The 18,387-nt window shown below is 73.0% G+C and carries 15 protein-coding genes; 12 read left to right on the top strand and 3 right to left on the bottom strand.

The genetic code is table 11. The features are described from left to right. Nucleotides 1–21 precede the first annotated feature (21 nt). Nucleotides 22–531: a cysteine dioxygenase gene (locus ACRWNP_RS32300; RefSeq protein ID WP_431967710.1), complete on the bottom strand. Its 510-nt coding sequence runs from the start codon at nt 529–531 to the stop codon at nt 22–24. A 589-nt stretch (nt 532–1,120) separates the two neighbouring features. On the opposite strand from ACRWNP_RS32300, the gene ACRWNP_RS32295 reads away from it, so the two are divergent. The 3 genes from ACRWNP_RS32295 to ACRWNP_RS32285 all read left to right on the top strand — a co-directional run bounded on the left by ACRWNP_RS32295 (nt 1,121) and on the right by ACRWNP_RS32285 (nt 6,829). Beyond that, the gene (locus ACRWNP_RS32295; protein WP_018559705.1) at nt 1,121–1,384 is read left to right on the top strand and encodes a WhiB family transcriptional regulator; all 264 of its coding nucleotides are present in this window, start codon (nt 1,121–1,123) and stop codon (nt 1,382–1,384) included. A 208-nt stretch (nt 1,385–1,592) separates the two neighbouring features. Next, nucleotides 1,593–5,351: a glycosyltransferase gene (locus tag ACRWNP_RS32290; RefSeq protein ID WP_431967708.1), complete on the top strand. Its 3,759-nt coding sequence runs from the start codon at nt 1,593–1,595 to the stop codon at nt 5,349–5,351. After that, on the top strand, nt 5,348–6,829 hold the full coding sequence (locus tag ACRWNP_RS32285; RefSeq protein ID WP_431967706.1) for a DUF5719 family protein: 1,482 nt from the start codon (nt 5,348–5,350) through the stop codon (nt 6,827–6,829). The genes ACRWNP_RS32290 and ACRWNP_RS32285 overlap by 4 nt, the downstream gene beginning before the upstream one ends. A 60-nt stretch (nt 6,830–6,889) precedes the next feature. On the opposite strand, the gene ACRWNP_RS32280 is transcribed toward ACRWNP_RS32285, so the two are convergent. Then, a complete protein-coding gene (locus ACRWNP_RS32280; protein WP_431967703.1) occupies nt 6,890–7,342 on the bottom strand; it encodes a metallopeptidase family protein in 453 nt (150 codons plus the stop codon). 302 nt (nt 7,343–7,644) lie between these two features. Between ACRWNP_RS32280 and ACRWNP_RS32275 the strand changes: the two genes are divergently transcribed. The 8 genes from ACRWNP_RS32275 (at nt 7,645) to ACRWNP_RS32240 (ending at nt 15,905) form a co-directional block, all read left to right on the top strand. Then, nucleotides 7,645–8,064 (top strand): DUF3499 domain-containing protein, encoded by a 420-nt coding sequence (locus ACRWNP_RS32275; protein ID WP_431967744.1) that lies wholly within the window; start codon nt 7,645–7,647, stop codon nt 8,062–8,064. 181 nt (nt 8,065–8,245) lie between these two features. After that, entirely contained in the window at nt 8,246–9,604 is a 1,359-nt protein-coding gene (locus ACRWNP_RS32270) for a phosphomannomutase/phosphoglucomutase (RefSeq protein WP_431967701.1), read from the top strand. Between the two features lie 223 nt (nt 9,605–9,827). After that, nucleotides 9,828–10,007, top strand: a complete 180-nt coding sequence (locus ACRWNP_RS32265) for a Trm112 family protein (protein WP_431967699.1) — start codon at nt 9,828–9,830, stop codon at nt 10,005–10,007. Between the two features lie 58 nt (nt 10,008–10,065). Further along, on the top strand, nt 10,066–11,217 hold the full coding sequence (locus ACRWNP_RS32260) for an SIS domain-containing protein (RefSeq protein ID WP_431967697.1): 1,152 nt from the start codon (nt 10,066–10,068) through the stop codon (nt 11,215–11,217). A 4-nt stretch (nt 11,218–11,221) separates the two neighbouring features. Then, nucleotides 11,222–12,430: a mannose-6-phosphate isomerase, class I gene (gene manA / locus ACRWNP_RS32255; protein ID WP_431967695.1), complete on the top strand. Its 1,209-nt coding sequence runs from the start codon at nt 11,222–11,224 to the stop codon at nt 12,428–12,430. A 96-nt stretch (nt 12,431–12,526) separates the two neighbouring features. Beyond that, a complete protein-coding gene (locus ACRWNP_RS32250) occupies nt 12,527–13,462 on the top strand; it encodes a cation diffusion facilitator family transporter (RefSeq protein WP_431967693.1) in 936 nt (311 codons plus the stop codon). Nucleotides 13,463–13,700: 238 nt separating this feature from the next. After that, nucleotides 13,701–15,152, top strand: a complete 1,452-nt coding sequence (gene ahcY / locus ACRWNP_RS32245; protein ID WP_431967691.1) for an adenosylhomocysteinase — start codon at nt 13,701–13,703, stop codon at nt 15,150–15,152. Between the two features lie 129 nt (nt 15,153–15,281). After that, nucleotides 15,282–15,905, top strand: a complete 624-nt coding sequence (locus ACRWNP_RS32240; RefSeq protein WP_431967689.1) for a hypothetical protein — start codon at nt 15,282–15,284, stop codon at nt 15,903–15,905. 23 nt (nt 15,906–15,928) lie between these two features. Here ACRWNP_RS32240 and ACRWNP_RS32235 read toward each other — a convergent pair whose 3' ends face one another. Then, entirely contained in the window at nt 15,929–16,942 is a 1,014-nt protein-coding gene (locus ACRWNP_RS32235) for an RDD family protein (protein ID WP_431967687.1), read from the bottom strand. A gap of 94 nt (nt 16,943–17,036) precedes the next feature. Between ACRWNP_RS32235 and ACRWNP_RS32230 the strand changes: the two genes are divergently transcribed. After that, a complete protein-coding gene (locus ACRWNP_RS32230) occupies nt 17,037–18,044 on the top strand; it encodes a stage II sporulation protein M (RefSeq protein ID WP_431967685.1) in 1,008 nt (335 codons plus the stop codon). Nucleotides 18,045–18,387: the final 343 nt, after the last annotated feature.

Raw genomic sequence — 18,387 nt, 5'->3', positions numbered from 1 at the left:
ACAGTCTGTCAGCCCGCCGCGTCAGCCGGCGAACGTCCCCTCGGCCGCCGGCCTCCCGGAGGTGCAGGCGTAGGGGGTCATCTCCGTCAGGCCCGGGAAGTAGACGTGCAGGCTGACCGCGCCCTCCAGACAGTCGTTGACCACCTCGTGGACGTAGCCGGGCGCGAAGGCGCGCTGGTGGCCCGGCAGGAGTGAACGACGGGTCTCGCCGTTGCCGCCGAGGGCGCGTTCGGTGAGTTCGCCCTCCAGGACGGTCAGCACGCCCGAGGAGCGGCCGTGGTCGTGCAGCCCGCTGCCCTGGCCGGGCACCCAGCTGAGCAGCCAGACCTCGTAGCCCGGTCCGGTCTCCAGGCGGTCGTACCAGCGCGTGGTGGCGTCGTAGCGGACCCGCTGCGCCCAACGGGCGCGGTCGGCCGCGATCTTGCGGGCGAGTCCGGCGAATTCCGCGACGGTCACGGGGTAGGCGGGAGCGGGCGGAAGGAGGTGAGGGATGGCGAGAGGATCGCCGGCGATCGAGACGTCGCTGTTCATGGGTGCGGGAGTTCCTACGGAAGTGAGGAGCGTCAGGCATGCGCATGAGGCTGTGCGGGCTGGGAGGAGTCCTTCAGCGGCAACAGCTGGAACAGCGACAGTGAGCTTCCACGGCACGACGGAACTCGCCGAGGCGGCGGTTCCGGACAGGCGCGCGGGTCACTGGCATGCGCTCTAGCACACCGGGTCCTCGGTGAGCCTGTCAACTTCATGTCGGGTTTGTCGCAAATCTTTCACCTGATCCGGCTATTCAGCATGGTGAAAGGTTTGTGCGCAGAACACCCAGGAAATGTGCCGACGCAACCACACGGGTACGCAGGAACGTCTCCTCGTGAAACGTCGTTGTGTTTTCGTGATCGCATCGTGATCGCCACCCCCAGGGGCGTCGAGCGCGGTTGACGTTTGCGGACGTTTGGGCTGATTTGAGTACTTTCTGTCAAGCCTTGGTTCCGCAGGGTGAATAACGGGCCCAATAGCAGATCTCGGCTTGACTGGCCCGTATCGGCACACTTGTAATTTCACTCGTGTCGTTCGACCGTCGCAGGTAACGGCAACATCACGGGGACGCGAAAACAGACGAGGGGCGCGCATGACCGAGCTGTTCCAGCTGTTGCTGGCCGAAGAGGCCGACGAAGAGCTCGGGTGGCAGGAGCGCGCGCTGTGCGCGCAGACCGATCCCGAGTCCTTCTTCCCCGAGAAGGGCGGCTCCACCCGCGAGGCCAAGAAGGTCTGCCTCGCCTGCGAGGTCCGCTCCGACTGCCTCGACTACGCCCTCGCCAACGACGAGCGCTTCGGCATCTGGGGCGGCCTGTCCGAACGCGAGCGCCGGCGCCTGAAGAAGGGCGTCGTCTAGGCCCGTCCCCGGCATCCGCACCGGCGGCCGCCAGGAGACCGTCAGGCACCCGCCAGGCATCCGCCCGGTTCGCGTCCGTCACGGCAGGCTTCGTCGGTATTTGTGCCCCGGACCCGGAAGGGCCGGCTCCCGCAACCGTTAGTGTGGGGGCCCGTCCGAGACGCCCAAGGCGTCGTCCGAAGTCCAGCGAACCGGGGCCCGAACCTCGATGTCCGTGAACAGTTCTGCCGGGACTCAATACGCCGCCCAGGCACCGGAGTTCCCGCGCCACGTCGTCACCGCCGTGCTCGTCGCCCACGACGGTGCCCGCTGGCTGCCCAACGCGCTCTCGGGTCTGGTCTCCCAGGACCGCCCCGTCCAGGACGTGATCGCCGCCGACACCGGCAGCGCCGACGACTCCGCCCGCCTGCTCGCTGAGAGCCTCGGCGACCACCGCGTCCTGCACCTCGCCCGGCGCAACGGCTTCGGCGCCGCCGTCGACGAGTGCGTACGCGCCGCCGAGCCCCTCACCGCGGAGCAACTGCCCTACCTGGCCCGCCGCAGCAGCTGGGACCCGGTCTCCCGCAGCTGGAACGACGACGTCTACGACCAGCCCGAGCAGCCGCACGGCGAACCCGTGCAGTGGCTGTGGCTCCTGCACGACGACTGCGAGCCCGCCCCGGACGCCCTGCTCAACCTGCTGAAGGTGGCCGACGCCTCGCCGTCCGCCGCGATCATCGGCCCCAAGCTGCGCAGCTGGTACGACCGGCGCCAGCTGCTGGAGGTCGGCGTCTCCATCGCCCGCAGCGGCCGCCGCTGGACCGGCCTGGAGCGCCGCGAGCAGGACCAGGGCCAGCACGACCAGGTCCGCCAGGTGCTCTCGGTCTCCAGCGCGGGCATGCTGGTGCGCCGCGACGTGTGGGAGGACCTCGGCGGATTCGACCGCCGGCTGCCCCTCATGCGCGACGACGTCGACTTCTGCTGGCGCGCCCAGTCCGCCGGTCACACCGTGCTCGTCGCCCCCGACGCCGTCCTGCGGCACGCCGAGGCGGCCTCCCGCGAGCGCCGGCCCGTCGACTGCGCCGGCCGCTCCGCCGTCAACCCGCACCGCGTCGACAAGGCGGGGGCCGTCTACACGCTGCTGGCCAACACCCGCGGCGCCCTCCTCCCGTACGTCTTCGCGCGCATCGTGCTCGGCACCGTGCTACGCACCCTCGCCTACCTCGTCGGCAAGGTCCCCGGACAGGCCGTCGACGAGATCACCGGTCTGCTCTCGGTCCTGCTGCGCCCCGGCCGCCTCCTCAGCGCCCGCCACCGGCGCTCCCGGGCCGCCGTGCCGCCCTCCGAACTGCGGCCGCTCTTCCCGCCGCCCGGCGCGACCGTGCGGGCCACCGTCGAGCAGGTCGTCAGCAACGTGTCGGGCCGCGCGGCCGCCGACGCTTCCTCCGCCGGACGCCACGGCGGCGGGCTGGAGTCCGGGCCCAGCGGTGGCGACGACGACGGCGAATACATGGACGTCGAGCAGTTCGCGCTGCTCAAGCGCGTCGCGCGGCAGCCCGCCCCAATGCTCTTCGCCGTCCTGCTGCTCTTCTCCCTGATCGCCTGCCGTGCCCTCCTCGGCGGCGGCGCCCTGGCCGGCGGCGCGTTGCTGCCCGCCCCCGCCGATGCCTCCGACCTGTGGGGCTCCTACCTCGGCGGCTGGCACGCCCTCGGCGCCGGCAGCACCGCGACCGCGCCGCCCTACCTCGCGATCGTGGCCACCCTGTCGAGCGTCCTGCTCGGCAGCACCGGCCTCGCCCTGACCGTGCTCCTCGTCGCCTCGGTGCCGCTCGCGGGCCTGAGCGCCTACTTCGTGTCGCGGCCGCTGGTCGACTCCCGGCTGCTGCGCGCCTGGGGCGCCGTCGCGTACGCCTTCCTGCCCGCCGCCACCGGCGCCCTCGCCGGCGGCCGGCTCGGCACCGCCGTGCTGGCCATCCTGCTGCCGCTCTTGGCCCGCGCCGCCGTCTCCGCCGCGGGACTGCGGTTGTCGGGCGACGCCGTCGAGCGCGGTCTGCGGCCGGGCTGGCGCGCCGCCTGGGCCGTCGCGCTGCTGCTGACGATCGCCACCGCGTTCACCCCCATCACCTGGCTCGTCACGCTGGTGCTCGTCGGTGTCGCCATCGCCACGCGCATCGTGCGCGGGCAGGGCCGGCTCGTCGTCCCGCTGGCCATGCGGGCCGTGGCCGTCCTCGGCGCCCCCATGGTGGTGCTCGCGCCCTGGTCGGTCGGGCTGCTCACGCACCCCAAGCGCTTCCTGGAGGAGGCCGGCCTGCCGTTCGGCGCCGAGTCCGGCACCGCCACCGACCTCCTCCTGATCAACCCCGGCGGCCCCGGCGCCACCGGCGGCCTCCTGCTCGCGGGCATCGTCCTGGCCGCGCTGGCCGCCCTGGTGCGCGGCGAGCGCCGCTCGGCCATCGTCACCGCCTGGGTGGGCGCCCTGACCGGCCTGGTCTTCGCGGTCCTCGCCAACACCAGCGCCTGGGCCGGTCCCGCCACCCTCGTCTACGGCCTCGCGCTGATCGCCGCCGCCGCGGTGGGCGCCGAGGGCGCCCAGGAACGACTCGCCGCCTCCGGCTTCGGCTGGCGCCAGCCCGTCGCCGCGCTCGTCGCCCTGGCCGCCGTGCTCGCCCCCCTGTCCGCCGCCGTCGGCTGGATGGCCGGCGGCGCCGACGGACCGCTGGAGCGCCGCGACCCGACCCAGGTGCCCGCTTTCGTCGCCGAGGAGAGCACCACCCGCGACCAGGCCCGCACCCTCGTCCTGTCGGGCACGCCCGCCCACGTCTCGTACGCCCTCGTCCGCGGCGCCGGCGCCCGCCTCGGCGACTTCGAGATCGCCGCCGCGGAAGGCGGCGACGCCCGGCTCGCCAAGATCGTCGGCAACCTCGTGGCCGGCTCCGGCGCCGACCAGGCCAGCCAGCTCGGCGGCTACGCCGTGCGCTACGTCCTGGTCCAGCGCGGGGCCCCGCGCGAGGTCAGCCGCACCCTCGACAGCACCCCGGGCCTGTCCCGGCTCAGCCAGGCCGACGGCAGCGCACTGTGGCGGGTGGACGACGACGTCGCGCGCATCACGATCGTCGAGCCCTCCGGCAGCGGTACCGGCACCGGCTCCGGCCAGGACAGCGGCTCCGGCGAGGACGCCGACGGCTCCGCCGGCCCCGTGACCGTCGCCTCCGGCAAGGTCGAGGCCCACACCACCGTCCCGGCGGGCCCCGACGGCCGCGTGCTGCGCATCGCCGACCGCGCCGCTCCCGGCTGGACCGCCACCCTCGACGGCAAGGAGCTCCCCGCCACCACCGTCGATGGCTGGGCCCAGGGCTTCCGGCTGCCCAGCAGCGGCGGCCGGCTCGACCTCGTCTACGACGACCCGTTCACGCACACCGTGTGGCTGTGGGCCCAGGGCTTCCTCGGCCTGGTGCTCGTCGTGATGGCCCTGCCGGGCCGGCGCCGCGAGGTCGACGACGACCTGCCCGACGCGGAACCCGTGCCCGTGTCCGCGGCCGCGGCCGCCGGCATCCCGGCGCAGGGCGGCGACGGCCGCCGCGCCCGCCGGCTGCGGGCCGCCGCCGAGGCCGAGGGGGAGGCGGACGACGCCCTCGCCGAGCCCGAGGCCGCCGAGCCCGCGCACCAGGAGCAGGCCGAGTACGCGCAGTACGCCGAGTACGACCCGTACGCCGCGCCCCAGGAGGGCGACCCGTACGGCCAGGAGCAGTGGGCCGCGGAGTACACCAGCACCTACGGCCACGAGCAGCCCGCCCAGCCGCAGGAGCCGGTCTACGACCCGTACGGCTACGGACAGCAGCCCCAGCAGCCCGGCTACGACCGGCAGGGTTACGAGCAGCAGCCGCAGCAGCCGCAGGCCTACGACGCCTCGTACACCCCCTACGGCACCTATGACACGGACGCGTACGACACGGACGGCTACCGCCGCGACGGGAGCAACCAGCAGTGAACCGCAGCACCCTCTCCCTGATCGGCGTCACCGCAGCCCTGGCCGCGGTGGCCGGCGTCGCCACCGTCACCGGCGCGGGCACCCCGGACGCGGCGCCCGCCGTGAGCGCGGCGCGGCTGCCCGTCGAGCGGTCCACGCTGGCCTGCCCGGCGCCGTCGGACTCGGACTTCGCCTCGACCACGTACACCGCCTTCACGCCCAAGGGCGACTCCGCCGGCTCGGGCGGCACCGCCGCCCTGCTGCCCGCCGCCGGCCAGGACGGCAAGGCCGCCGCCAAGCGCAAGCCGGTCGCGCCGCTGAAGGAGGCCGGCAAACCGGTCACCGCGGTCACCGAGGTCGCCGACGCCCCCGCCCTCATCGGCACCGCCGACGGGGCGCTCGCCCCCGGCTGGACCGTGCAGCAGACCACGGTGGTCGACGCGGGCCCGGCCCGGGCGCTCCTCGGCGTCTCCTGCGCAGTGCCGGACAGCGAGTTCTGGTTCCCCGGCGTCAGCACCGGCGCCGACCGGCAGGACTACGTCCACCTGACCAACCCCGATGACACCTCCGCCGTCATCGACCTCGAGCTGTACGGCGACAAGGGCGAGGTCAAGACCACCACCACCGACGGCATCACGGTGCCGCCGGGCGCCACCGTCCCGGTCCTGCTCTCCACGCTCACCACGGAGAAGTCCGACGCCCTCACCCTGCACGTCAGCGCCCGCAGCGGCCGGGCCGGCGCCACCGTGGAGGCCGAGGACGCCAAGGCCGGCGGCGACTGGCTGCCCGCCTCCACCGACCCCGCCGCGGAGGCCGTCATGCCCGGCATTCCCGGCGACGCCTCCGACGTGCGCCTGGTGGTCTACGCGACCGGCGACAGCGACGCCGACCTCAAGCTGCGGCTCGCCTCCTCGGGCGGTGAGATCACCCCCGCCGGGCACGAGACCGTCCACGTCAAGAGCGGTATGACCACCGCCGTCGACCTCGGCGACGTCACCAAGGGCGAGGCCGGCTCACTGATCCTCACCCCGACCGACCCCTCCGACCAGGCCCCGGTGGTCGCCGCCCTGCGGATCACCCGAGGCAAGGGAGCCAACCAGGAGACCGCGTTCCTGCCCGCCGCCGCCCCCGTCGGCGACCGCGCCAGCGCCGCCGACAACCGCACCAAGGGCTCGACGCTCGCCCTCACCGCGCCGGAGGGCGACGCCACGGTGCGCGTGGTCACCTCCGCCTCGACGAAGGGCGGCGAACCCGTCACCAAGAACGTCCCGGTCAAGCGCGGCACGACGGTCGTCCTGTCGCCGCCCGCCCCCTCGGAGGGCAAGGGCGCCTTCGCCGTCACGGTCGAACCCGCCTCGGGCGGCCCCGTCTACGCCTCCCGGATGCTCGCCCTGCCGGAGGGGGGCGTGCCCATGTTCACCATCCAGGCGATGCCGGACGACCGCGGCCTGGTCGCGGTCCCGAAGTCGGAAGAGGACCTGTCCATCCTGAACCGCTGACGGCCCGCGGCCCACTGCCCGCGGCCCACTGCCCGCGGGCCCGCGCAGGTACGGGGAGGGCTAACCCTCCCCGTACCGGGGGTCGACGTTCTCCGGCGACAGCCCCAGCAGCTCCGCCACCTGCTCCACGACCACGTCGTGCACCAGCAGGGCCCGCTCCTCGCGGCTCTTGGCCCGGATCTCCACCGGCCGCCGGTACACCACGATGCGGTGCGGGTTGCCCTTGTGCCCGCCGATGAGCCGCCCCAGCGGCACCCCGTCGTCGAACCGGCCGTCGGGCGCGGCGCCGTCGGCGCCGTCCACCGGCCAGGGCACCTCCTGCACCGCGAACTCCACCTCCGCCAGCTGCGGCCAGCGCCGCTCGAGCCGGTCCGCGGCGTCCCGCACCAGGTCGTCGAAGGCGTCGGCGCGGGAGCGCGCCAGCGGCACCTGCGGGGGCGCGATGGGGCCGCGCATGCCGCGGCCGTGTCGGTCGCGGCGGCGCTGGCGCGGTGCGGGCGAAGGGGTGTCCATCACCTCTGAGAGTAGCCTTCGGAAGCCCCGGGTATGCGGCTCCGTGACCGCTGCCACCACCACGGGGGACGAGGACCGGACATCCCCGGTGATGTCGCGGAATGTACGGTCGCGCACCCCTGGCGCCCGTGCGATTCCCGTCTCCTGACCGCTTCGCCGATCGTAATTGCCAGCATTTGCGGCGTTTGGTGATCGGTGCCCTCTGAGGGGCGCCCATGCATTTCCGGCCCTTTGCAGGTCAGGCGCGTTGGGCGCAGGTCGGACCTTCCCGGCCAACCCGGACGACACGACGGGGTGAGCTCCTGGGGAGTCGTCGCGGCCCGCTCAAGAGTGCGGTACCGTCCAACGTCGTGAGCCTTGTACGTCGCTGTTCGCGCACCGCGTGTGGCCGTCCCGCCGTCGCGACGCTGACGTACGTCTACGCGGACTCCACCGCCGTCCTCGGACCGCTCGCCACCTACGCCGAACCCCACTGCTACGACCTGTGCTCCGAGCACTCCGAGCGCCTCACCGCCCCCCGCGGCTGGGAGGTCGTACGACTTGCCACGGACACCGGCCCCACCCGCCCCAGCGGCGACGACCTCGAAGCGCTCGCCAACGCCGTGCGCGAGGCCGCCCGCCCCCAGGAACGCGAGGGCAACGGCACCAACGGCCGCGGCGCGGACCCCATGGAGATCGCCCGGCGCGGGCATCTGCGCGTCCTGCGCTCACCGGACTCCTGACCGGCCCTCCCCGGCCCTCCCCGGCCCATTCCGGCCCTCCCGTCCCGGCCCTCCCCGGCCCGCTCTGCCCCGCGCCCTCACGCGTGACCGGGCTCCTCATGGCTCGTTCGGATCCGCCCGGTAGGTTGGCTCTTGCCACGATCCATCCACCGGCAACGGATTCCAGAGCGGAGCACATGCGGTGACCGACCTCTCCCAGCTCGTGAAGGCGTACGACGTCCGCGGAGTCGTCCCCGACCAATGGGGCGAGCCGCTCGCCGAACTCTTCGGCGCGGCATTCGTGACCGTGACCGGCGCCGACGCGATCGTGACGGGCCACGACATGCGGCCCTCCTCGCCCGGCCTGTCCCGGGCCTTCGCCCGCGGCGCGGCCTCACGCGGCGCGAAGGTCACCGAGATCGGCCTCTGCTCCACCGACCAGCTGTACTTCGCCAGCGGCAAGCTGGGCCTGCCCGGCGCGATGTTCACCGCCAGCCACAACCCGGCCCGGTACAACGGCATCAAGATGTGCCGCGCCGGCGCCGCCCCCGTCGGCCAGGACACCGGCCTTGCCGAGATCCGCGAACTCGTCGAGCAGTGGTCCGAGACCGGCCTGCCGGCGAGCGACGCCACCCCCGGCGAGGTCACCCGGCGGGACATGCTCGCCGACTACGCCGCCCACCTGCGCACCCTGGTCGACCTGAGCTCCATCCGGCACCTCAAGGTCGTCGTCGACGCCGGCAACGGCATGGGCGGGCACACGGTCCCCACCGTCTTCGACGGGCTGCCCATCGACCTCGTCCCGATGTACTTCGAGCTCGACGGCACCTTCCCCAACCACGAGGCCAACCCCCTCGACCCCAAGAACATCGTCGACCTGCAGGAGAAGGTGCGCGAGACCGGCGCCGACATCGGCATCGCCTTCGACGGCGACGCCGACCGCTGCTTCGTCGTCGACGAGCGCGGCGAGCCCGTCTCCCCGTCCGCGATCACCGCCCTGGTCGCAGCCCGCGAACTGGCCAAGCACCCGGGCTCCACCGTCATCCACAACCTGATCACCTCGTGGACCGTGCCCGAGGTCGTCAAGGAGCACGGCGGGACGCCCGTCCGCACCCGCGTCGGCCACTCCTTCATCAAGCAGGAGATGGCCCGCACCGGCGCCGTCTTCGGCGGCGAGCACTCCGCGCACTACTACTTCCGCGACTTCTGGAACGCCGACACCGGCATGCTCGCCGCGCTGCACGTCCTCGCCGCCCTCGGCGGCCAGGACGGCCCGCTGTCCGCGCTCGTCGCCGAGTACGACCGCTACGCCGCCTCCGGTGAGATCAACACCGCCGTCGACGACCAGGCCGGCCGGACCGCAGCCGTCCGCGCCGCCTTCGCCGACCGCCCGGGCACCGGCGTCGACGAGCTCGACGGGCTCACGGTCACCGGTGACGGCTGGTGGTTCAACCTCCGCCCCTCCAACACCGAGCCGCTGCTGCGCCTCAACGTGGAGGCCCGCGACACCGAGCTCATGGCCGGCGTCCGCGACGAGGTCCTCGCCCTCGTCCGCGGCTGACGGCGTCCCCCGCCGGAGCAGGCGCCGCCGAGCAGGCACCGCAGGAGGCAGCGCCGCACCTCACCGCAGCGCCTCCTCCGGCGGGGGCCCGGGCACCCGACACGGTCACGCGGGCCCGGCCCCCCGGCGATAGGCTGAATCCGCCGGTCCGGCCGCGCCCGCCCGCACACGGCGGACGCCCGGAAACCACGACGACCACCCGACCACAGGGGAGATGCCACCCATGCCGCTCGTCGAAGCCAGCCTCCTGGAGATCCTCGCCTGCCCCGCCTGCCACGCGCCCCTGCGCGAGGACGTCGAGGCCACCGAGCTCACCTGCACCTCGGCCGACTGCGGCCTGGCCTACCCCGTGCGCGACGACATCCCCGTCCTCCTCGTCGACGAGGCCCGCCGCCCCGCGTAAACGCGACCCGGCGCCCCGCGACACCCGACACGACCGGACCGGACCGGAGGACTCCCCGATGTTGGACGAGACGCTGCTCGACGACCCCGACGCCCTCGCCCGCGCCGACACCCGCGGCCTCCTCCTCGGCGTTGCGGCCGCCGGCGCCCGCGTCCGCACCGCCGCCCGCCTCGCCCAGGAGGCAGGCGTCGGCGAACTCAAACCCGACGGCCGCCCCCGCAGCGTCCTCGTCGCGGGCCCCGGCGCGGTCGCCGTCGCCGCCGTCGCCGAACTGCTGGCCGCCCTCGGCAACGGCAGCGGGCCCGTGCTGCCCCTGCACCCCGCCGGGCCCGCCCCGTACGACCTGCGGTGGACCCTCCCCGGCTGGGCCGGCCCCATGGACCTGCTGCTCATCGCCAGCCCCGCCGGCACCGAGGCGGGCCTGGCCGACCTCATCGAACAGGCCTACCGCCGCGGCTGCACCGCCGCCGCCGTCGTCCCCGCCGGCTCACCCATCGCCGAGGCGATCCAGCAGGTACGGGGCATGGTCCTGCCCTACGCCCCCGCGCCCGACCCGGCCTCCGTCGCGGGCGTCCTGGGCGAGGCCGCCGATCCCGCCGAGGACCTCGGCGCCTTCTGGGCGCTGCTCACCCCGCTGCTCGCCCTCGGCGACCGCATCGGCCTGCTCGCCGCCCCGCCGGACGCCATCGAGCGCGTCGCCGACCGCCTCGACGACGTCGCCGCCCGCTGCGGCCCGGCCACGGCCACCTACAGCAACCCCGCCAAGGCACTGGCCTCCGAACTCGCCGAGGCCCTGCCGGTGATGTGGAGCGACGGGCCGGTCGCCGCCGTCGCCGCCCGGCGCTTCGCCGCGGCCATCGCCGCCCGCGCCGGACGGCCCGCCCTGCACGGCGAACTCCCCGAGGCGCTCGACACCCACGGCGCGCTGCTCGCCGGCTCCCTGGCCGGCGCCCTCGACCCCGAGGACTTCTTCCGCGACCGCGTCGACGAGCCCGAGGACCTGCGCCTGCGCGTCGTGCTCCTGCACCGGCCCGGCAACGGCGCCGCGAGCTCCGCACCGCTCGCCCGCGAGCTGGCCACGACCCACGACACCCCGCTGAGCGAACTCGCCCCCGCCGAGGGCGGCGACCTGGAATCCGCCGTCGAACTCCTCGCCGTCACGGATTTCGCCTCGGTTTACCTCGCCATCACCTCCACCGGGAGATCATGACCGCATGGACCGCCTGACCAACACCATCCGCCCGTACGCCTGGGGATCCACCACCGCCATCCCCGAACTGCTCGGCACCACCCCCACGGGCGAGCCGCAGGCCGAACTGTGGATGGGCGCCCACCCCGGCGCCCCCTCCCGCATCGACCGCGGCAACGGTCCGGTCCCGCTCGACCAGGTGATCGCCGCCGACCCCCGGGGCGAACTCGGCGCCCCCGCCGTCGAACGCTTCGGCCCTCGGCTGCCCTTCCTGCTCAAGCTCCTCGCCGCCGGCTCCCCCCTCTCCCTGCAGGTGCACCCCGACCTCGCCCAGGCCGCCGCCGGCTTCGCCGACGAGGAGGCCCGCGGCATCCCCGTCGACGCCCCGCACCGCAACTACAAGGACGCCAACCACAAGCCGGAGATGATCGTCGCGCTCACCCCCTTCGAGGGACTGTGCGGCTTCCGCCACCCCGAGGAGACCGCGGCCCTCCTCTCCGGCCTCGGCGTCGACTCCCTCAAGCCGTACGCCGACATTCTGCGCGCCCACCCCGAGGAGGCCGCGCTCCGCGAGGTCCTCACCGCCGTGCTCGGCGCCGAACGCGACGCCATGGCCGGCATCGTGGACGACGCCGCCGAGGCCGCCGCCCGCCTCGCCACCGAGGGCGGACCGCACGCCGACGCGTACGCCGCCTACGCCGCCATCGCCCACGCCTACCCCGGCGACCCCGGCGTCATCGCGGCCATGCTCCTCAACCACGTCCGCCTCCAGCCCGGCGAGGCGCTCTTCCTCGGTGCCGGCATACCCCACGCCTACCTCAGCGGCCTCGGCGTCGAGATCATGGCCAACTCCGACAACGTCCTGCGCTGCGGCCTCACCCCCAAGCACGTCGACATCCCCGAACTGCTGCGCATCGTCCGCTTCCAGGCGGCCGACGCGGGTGTCCTGCGCCCCCAGGCGTCGCCCGACGGCGAGGAGCTCTACGGCACCCCCATCGACGAGTTCCGGCTCTCCCGCTACTCGCTCGCCGCCGGTGCCGCCCCCCGCACCCCGGACGACCGCACCGCCCAGATCCTGCTCTGCACCGAAGGCACCGCCACCGTGCGCACGCCCGGCGACCCGGCCGCCCCGGAACTCACCCTGACCCGCGGCCAGTCCGCCTACGTCCACGCAGGTGAACAAGTCGAACTCACCGGTGAGGGAACTGTCTTCCGGGCCACCGTGGTGGCCTGACGCACCAGGCGAAGCACGGCCTGCAAGAATGTCGCGCCGTAACGCAGTTAAAGGCCGGGCAAAGACCAGGGCCGACGGAAGGGATCATCAGCACCTATGAGCGCGTCAGGCGGAACCAAGGCGATCGTCGCCGCATTGGGCGCCAACCTCGCCATCGCGGTGAGCAAGTTCGTGGCGTTCGCCTTCAGCGGCTCCTCGTCGATGCTCGCCGAAGGCGTGCACTCGGTGGCCGACTCCGGCAACCAGGCGCTGCTCCTGCTGGGCGGCAAGAAGGCCCAGAAGAAGGCCACTGAGGAACACCCCTTCGGCTACGGCCGTGAGCGGTACATCTACGGCTTCCTCGTCTCCATCGTGCTGTTCACCATCGGCGGTGTCTTCGCCCTCTACGAGGGCTACGAGAAGGTCCAGCACCCCCACGAGATCGAGGCCTGGTACTGGCCCATCGGCGTCCTGGTCTTCGCGATCATCGCCGAGGGCTTCTCCTTCCGCACCGCCATAAAGGAATCCAACGAGCTGCGCGGCAAGCAGACCTGGCGCCAGTTCGTCCGCACCGCCAAGGCCCCCGAGCTCCCCGTCGTCCTCCTCGAGGACTTCGGCGCGCTCGTCGGCCTCGTGCTCGCCCTTGGTGGCGTCGGCCTGTCCCTGCTCACCGGCGACGGCGTCTGGGACGGCATCGGCACCCTCTGCATCGGCGCCCTCCTCGTCGTCATCGCCCTCGTCCTCGCCTCCGAGACCAAGTCGCTGCTCCTCGGCGAGGCGGCCGGCCCCGAGGTCGTCGCCCGCATCCGCGAGGCCATCGTCGACGGCGACACCGTCACCCGCCTGATCCACATGCGCACCCTCCACCTCGGCCCCGACGAACTCCTCGTCGCCGCCAAGATCGCCGTCCAGCACGACGACGACGCCACCGAGGTGGCCCGCGCCATCGATGCCGCCGAGGCCCGCATCCGCGAGGCCGAGCCCATCGCCCGCGTCATCTACCTCGAACCGGACATCTACCGCGAGCAGCCGGCCGCCCCCGCGGCGGACTGACCCACTTCACACGACCTCCACACACCTTCCGGACGCGCCCGGCCACTCGGTGTAGATTCGTCCCTAGCCAGACGTCGCTGCTGATGGCGGTCGGGCGGTCCGGAGACGGACCGGCCGAGGGAGAGAGGGCCTCCGACGGGCTGAGCTGCGGTCGAGGGAGACGTATGTCCGCATGCCGTCCCCCGCCCCGCAGCGTCAAGCCGATGTCCGTTCTGGAAGCACCCCACGAGGAGACTGCATGTCCCCCGTCACCAACGACTTCAAGGTCGCCGACCTCTCCCTGGCCACCTTCGGCCGCAAGGAGATCACCCTCGCCGAGCACGAGATGCCCGGCCTGATGGCCATCCGCGAGGAGTACGCGGCCGCCCAGCCGCTGGCCGGCGCCCGCATCACCGGCTCCCTGCACATGACCGTGCAGACCGCCGTCCTCATCGAGACCCTCGCCGCCCTCGGCGCCCAGGTCCGCTGGGCATCCTGCAACATCTTCTCCACGCAGGACCACGCCGCCGCGGCCGTCGCCGTCGGCCCCGAGGGCACTCCCGAGAACCCGCAGGGCATCCCCGTCTTCGCCTGGAAGGGCGAGACCCTCGCCGAGTACTGGTGGTGCACGGAGCAGGCCCTCACCTGGCCCGACTCGCCCACCGGCGGCCCGAACATGATCCTCGACGACGGTGGCGACGCCACCCTCCTCGTCCACAAGGGCGTCGAGTTCGAGAAGGCCGGCCAGGCCCCCGACCCCTCCACCGCCGACAGCGAGGAGTACGAGCAGATCCTGCTGCTCCTCAACCGCACCCTCGGCGAGAACCCCCAGAAGTGGACCCAGCTCTCCTCCGAGATCCGCGGCGTCACCGAGGAGACCACCACCGGCGTCCACCGCCTGTACGAGATGCAGCGCGACGGCACCCTGCTCTTCCCGGCGATCAACGTCAACGACGCCGTCACCAAGTCGAAGTTCGACAACAAGTACGGCTGCCGCCACTCCCTCATCGACGGCATCAACCGCGCCACCGACGTCCTCATCGGCGGCAAGGTCGCCGTCGTCTGCGGCTACGGCGACGTCGGCAAGGGCTGCGCCGAGTCGCTGCGCGGCCAGGGCGCCCGTGTCATCGTCACCGAGATCGACCCCATCAACGCCCTCCAGGCCGCGATGGACGGCTACCAGGTCACCGTGCTCGAGGACGTCGTCGAGATCGCCGACATCTTCGTCACCACCACCGGCAACCGCGACATCATCCTCGCCGAGCACATGCAGCGCATGAAGCACCAGGCGATCGTCGGCAACATCGGCCACTTCGACAACGAGATCGACATGGCCGGCCTCGCCAAGATCCCCGGCATCGTCAAGGACGAGGTCAAGCCCCAGGTCCACACCTGGACCTTCCCCGACGGCAAGGTCCTGATCGTGCTGTCCGAGGGCCGCCTGCTCAACCTGGGCAACGCCACCGGCCACCCCTCGTTCGTGATGTCCAACTCCTTCTCGGACCAGACCCTGGCCCAGATCGAGCTGTTCACCAAGCCCGAGGAGTACCCGATCGGCGTCTACGTCCTGCCCAAGCACCTCGACGAGAAGGTCGCCCGGCTCCACCTCGACGCCCTCGGTGTCAAGCTCACCACCCTGCGCCCTGAGCAGGCCTCCTACATCGGAGTTCCGGTCGAGGGCCCCTACAAGCCGGACCACTACCGCTACTGACGCCACCCGGGCCGACCGCGCCCCAGCGCGCCACCGGCCCCGCAGGCACCACAGGAGCCACCCCGCAGGCCCCCGCCCCCGGCGGGGGCCTGCCCCGTCGGGCCGCCGCCCGCTTTGTAAGGTCGAACCATGCCCCGCGGCCGCTACTCGTTCCACGACACCCACGACCACACCCCCCTCGGCGAAGAACACTTCCACTGCGCCACCGGCCCCACCGGCTGGCGCTACACCGCCCAGAACACCCACCCCGACGGCGGCCACGCCGGCTCGGTCGACCTCACCATCGACGAACTCGGCCGCCCCATCCGCCTCGAACTGCACGCCGCGGCCTGGCAGGTCCGCGGCGCCGCCCTCGACGGGCTCACCTGGGTCCGCACCGACCCCTCCGGCGAACACGCTCAGGAGGGCAACGTCCCCGCCCACGCCTTCACCGGCGCGTCACCCGCGTTCTTCGTCGCCACCGCGCGGCTGCTCCGCCTGCGGCCCGGCTCCCCCGCCACCCGCGTACGCCTCGTCGCATTCCAGCCCCCCGTGCTCGCACCCCGCACCCTCGACCAGTCGTGGACCCTGATCAAGAGCGAAGCACACCCCACTGACAACGACCCCCTGCTCGTGGACGAATACCAGGTCAACGACCTGGAGACCGGTGAACAGCACACCGTCCACATCGCCGGCGACGTCGTCCTCTCCGCCCCGGGCATCGAACTCGAGGATCTCGAGTCGCCCCCGTCCCGGTTTCCCGCGACGGACTGACGCCCCCGGCGGACCGGCGACCCTCAGGCCGGCGGCACGAAGCCCGTCGACGAGGACTCGGCAGAAGGCGACGAGGCCGAGGACCCGGACACCGGCGCCCGCGAGGCCCCCTCCCCGCCACGCACCGGCGGCACCGCGTCCCCCAGCACCCCGCCGTCCGCGCCGGGCGCCACCCAGCCCACCGACGACGGCACGGGCACCCCGCCCTGCCCCTGCTCCACGACCCGCAAATCCCCCGGCTCCACCCCGTTGTCCACCGGCGCGCCGAACACCCGGCGCGCCTCCCGCACCTGCCGCTCCGCCACCACCGCCGCGAGGAACACCGCCGGCGGAGTCCCCTCCGGCACCGGCGCCCCCGTGCACGCCACGACATCCCCCGCGAGCCGCTCCGCCATCGACCAGCCCACCTGCGGATCCAGCTGGTGCACCCGCGACAGGTACTGCCGCACCGCCAGCCACAGCCCCTCCGGCACCCCCGACAGGTCCACACCCGTCAACTGCTCCGCCAGCCACGGCGGCGCGGGCGGCAGCGGCCGCGACGACCGCGGCACCGGAATCCGCTCCCGCACCACCAGCGTCCCCGCGAACACGTCCCCGATCCGCCGACCACGCGCCGACACCAGCGAGGCGATGCAGGCGATCACCCCGAGGAACATCTGGATCTCGACCACCCCTACCGCACCGCGCACCAGCGCGTGCCGGAACCGGATCGGCCCGCCGTCGTCCCGCACCACCCGCAACCCGCAGGCCAGCTTTCCCAACGACCGCCCCCGGGTCAGCGTCTCCACCGCGATCGGCACCCCGATCAGCACCAGCACCAGCGAGGTCACGTACACCGCCAGGACCGCCGCCTCGTCCAGCGACGCCGTCGCCACGATCAGCACGATCGACACGACCAGATAACCGCCGATGTACACGACCCCGTCCAGCGCCGCCGCCAGCGCCCGGCTCGGCAACTTCGCCGAGTGCAAGCCCAGCTCGACCGCCTCACCCGTCACCAGCCGTCCGGCACCGCCCGCCGCGCTCGCCTCGCTCATGAGGGAACCCTCCTCCCGCCCACCCGGACCCGCAGCGCCCAGTCTGCCTCGTCTGCCAAGCTGGGAGCTCCCCGGCCAGCCAGGAGCAGCGTCCATGGACCTCGACGTCTTCGCAGCCGCCCACCACCACGAGTGGGAACGGCTCGACGCCCTGCTCCACCTGCACCGGCGCCTCACCGGCGAGGAGGCCGACGAACTGGTCACCCTCTACCAACGAGCCGCCACCCACCTCTCCCTCGTCCAGTCCAGCGCCCCCGACCCCGCACTCGTCGGACGCCTCACCACCCTGGTGGCTCGCGCACGCAGCGCCGTCACCGGCGCCCGCACCCCCGGCTGGCGTGACGCGGCCCTCTTCTTCACCCGCGCCTTCCCCGCCGCGGTGTACCGCTCACGCCACTGGTGGATTCCCACCGCGTTCGTCTCCACCGCGGTCGCCGCACTCATCGCCTGGTGGATCGCCACCCATCCCGAGGTCCAGGCGGCCATCGCCGCCCCCGACGAACTGCGCGCCCTGACCCGCCCCGGCGGCGAGTACGAGACCTACTACTCCAGTCACCCCGCCACCTCCTTCGCCGCCCAGGTCTGGACGAACAACGCAATGGCCGCCGGCTACTGCCTGGTCCTCGGCGTCCTCCTCGGGCTCCCCGTCCTCTACGTCCTGTTCGAGAACATGCTCAACCTGGGCCTGGGACTCGGCCTCATGGGCTCCGCGGGTCGCCTCGACACCTTCCTCGGGCTGCTTCTCCCGCACGGCCTCCTCGAACTGACCGCCGTCTTCGTCGCCGCCGGCACCGGCCTCCACCTCGGCTGGACCGTCATCGACCCCGGCCCCCGTCTCCGCCGCACGGCCCTTGCCGAGGAAGGCAGGGCGGCCATCGGCATGGCCATCGGCCTGGCCGCCGTCCTTTTCGTCTCCGGCGTCCTGGAAGCCTTCGTCACGCCCTCCGGTCTCCCCACCTGGGCCCGCATCGGCATCGGTGTCACCGCGGAGCTGCTCTTCCTCGTGTACGTCTTCGTCATCGGGCGGCGCGCCGCCCTCGCAGGCGAGACGGGCGACCTGGAAGAGGCCGACCGCAGTGACGTCCTGCCCACGGCGGCATGACCCGGACGGCCCACGTCGGCGATGTGCAACCGGGGCGGCTGACCTGCTAGTCTCCTGTTCGCCCCAAGACGCCTGTTGACACGGGTGGCGTGGGGAGGTAGATTTGAGCAGTTGCCACGAACTGGACATGTTCAGGGGCCAGCGGCTAGGATCTAGCCCGCTTCGAAAGACTATCGATCGCATCGCATCTCTCAGAAATAACTTTCTGAGTGGCCTTTCGTGTCGCTATTCATAGAGGCAAAACCCCGGCGGTAATCGGACACGAAAGAGTCTGATAAAGTCGGGACATCGAAAGGCGAAAGCCGGAAGATGAAACCCCGCTCCAACAGGGGGCCGGAAACGA

The organism is Actinacidiphila sp. bgisy160 (genome assembly GCF_965342435.1).
In the GTDB taxonomy this organism is placed as follows: Bacteria; Actinomycetota; Actinomycetes; order Streptomycetales; family Streptomycetaceae; genus Actinacidiphila.
The sequence above is the reverse complement of the archived record's forward strand: the minus strand, read 5'-3'. Positions and strand labels throughout refer to the sequence as shown.

Excerpts from the sequence above, each read along its gene's own strand:
- ACRWNP_RS32300 (WP_431967710.1), bottom strand. The coding sequence starts at position 531 with ATGAACAGCGACGTCTCGATCGCCGGCGATCCTCTCGCCATCCCTCAC.
- ACRWNP_RS32295 (WP_018559705.1), top strand. The coding sequence starts at position 1,121 with ATGACCGAGCTGTTCCAGCTGTTGCTGGCCGAAGAGGCCGACGAAGAG.
- ACRWNP_RS32290 (WP_431967708.1), top strand. The coding sequence starts at position 1,593 with ATGTCCGTGAACAGTTCTGCCGGGACTCAATACGCCGCCCAGGCACCG.
- ACRWNP_RS32280 (WP_431967703.1), bottom strand. The coding sequence starts at position 7,342 with ATGGACACCCCTTCGCCCGCACCGCGCCAGCGCCGCCGCGACCGACAC.
- ACRWNP_RS32265 (WP_431967699.1), top strand. The coding sequence starts at position 9,828 with ATGCCGCTCGTCGAAGCCAGCCTCCTGGAGATCCTCGCCTGCCCCGCC.
- ACRWNP_RS32260 (WP_431967697.1), top strand. The coding sequence starts at position 10,066 with ATGTTGGACGAGACGCTGCTCGACGACCCCGACGCCCTCGCCCGCGCC.
- manA (WP_431967695.1), top strand. The coding sequence starts at position 11,222 with ATGGACCGCCTGACCAACACCATCCGCCCGTACGCCTGGGGATCCACC.
- ACRWNP_RS32250 (WP_431967693.1), top strand. The coding sequence starts at position 12,527 with ATGAGCGCGTCAGGCGGAACCAAGGCGATCGTCGCCGCATTGGGCGCC.
- ahcY (WP_431967691.1), top strand. The coding sequence starts at position 13,701 with ATGTCCCCCGTCACCAACGACTTCAAGGTCGCCGACCTCTCCCTGGCC.
- ACRWNP_RS32240 (WP_431967689.1), top strand. The coding sequence starts at position 15,282 with ATGCCCCGCGGCCGCTACTCGTTCCACGACACCCACGACCACACCCCC.
- ACRWNP_RS32235 (WP_431967687.1), bottom strand. The coding sequence starts at position 16,942 with ATGAGCGAGGCGAGCGCGGCGGGCGGTGCCGGACGGCTGGTGACGGGT.
- ACRWNP_RS32230 (WP_431967685.1), top strand. The coding sequence starts at position 17,037 with ATGGACCTCGACGTCTTCGCAGCCGCCCACCACCACGAGTGGGAACGG.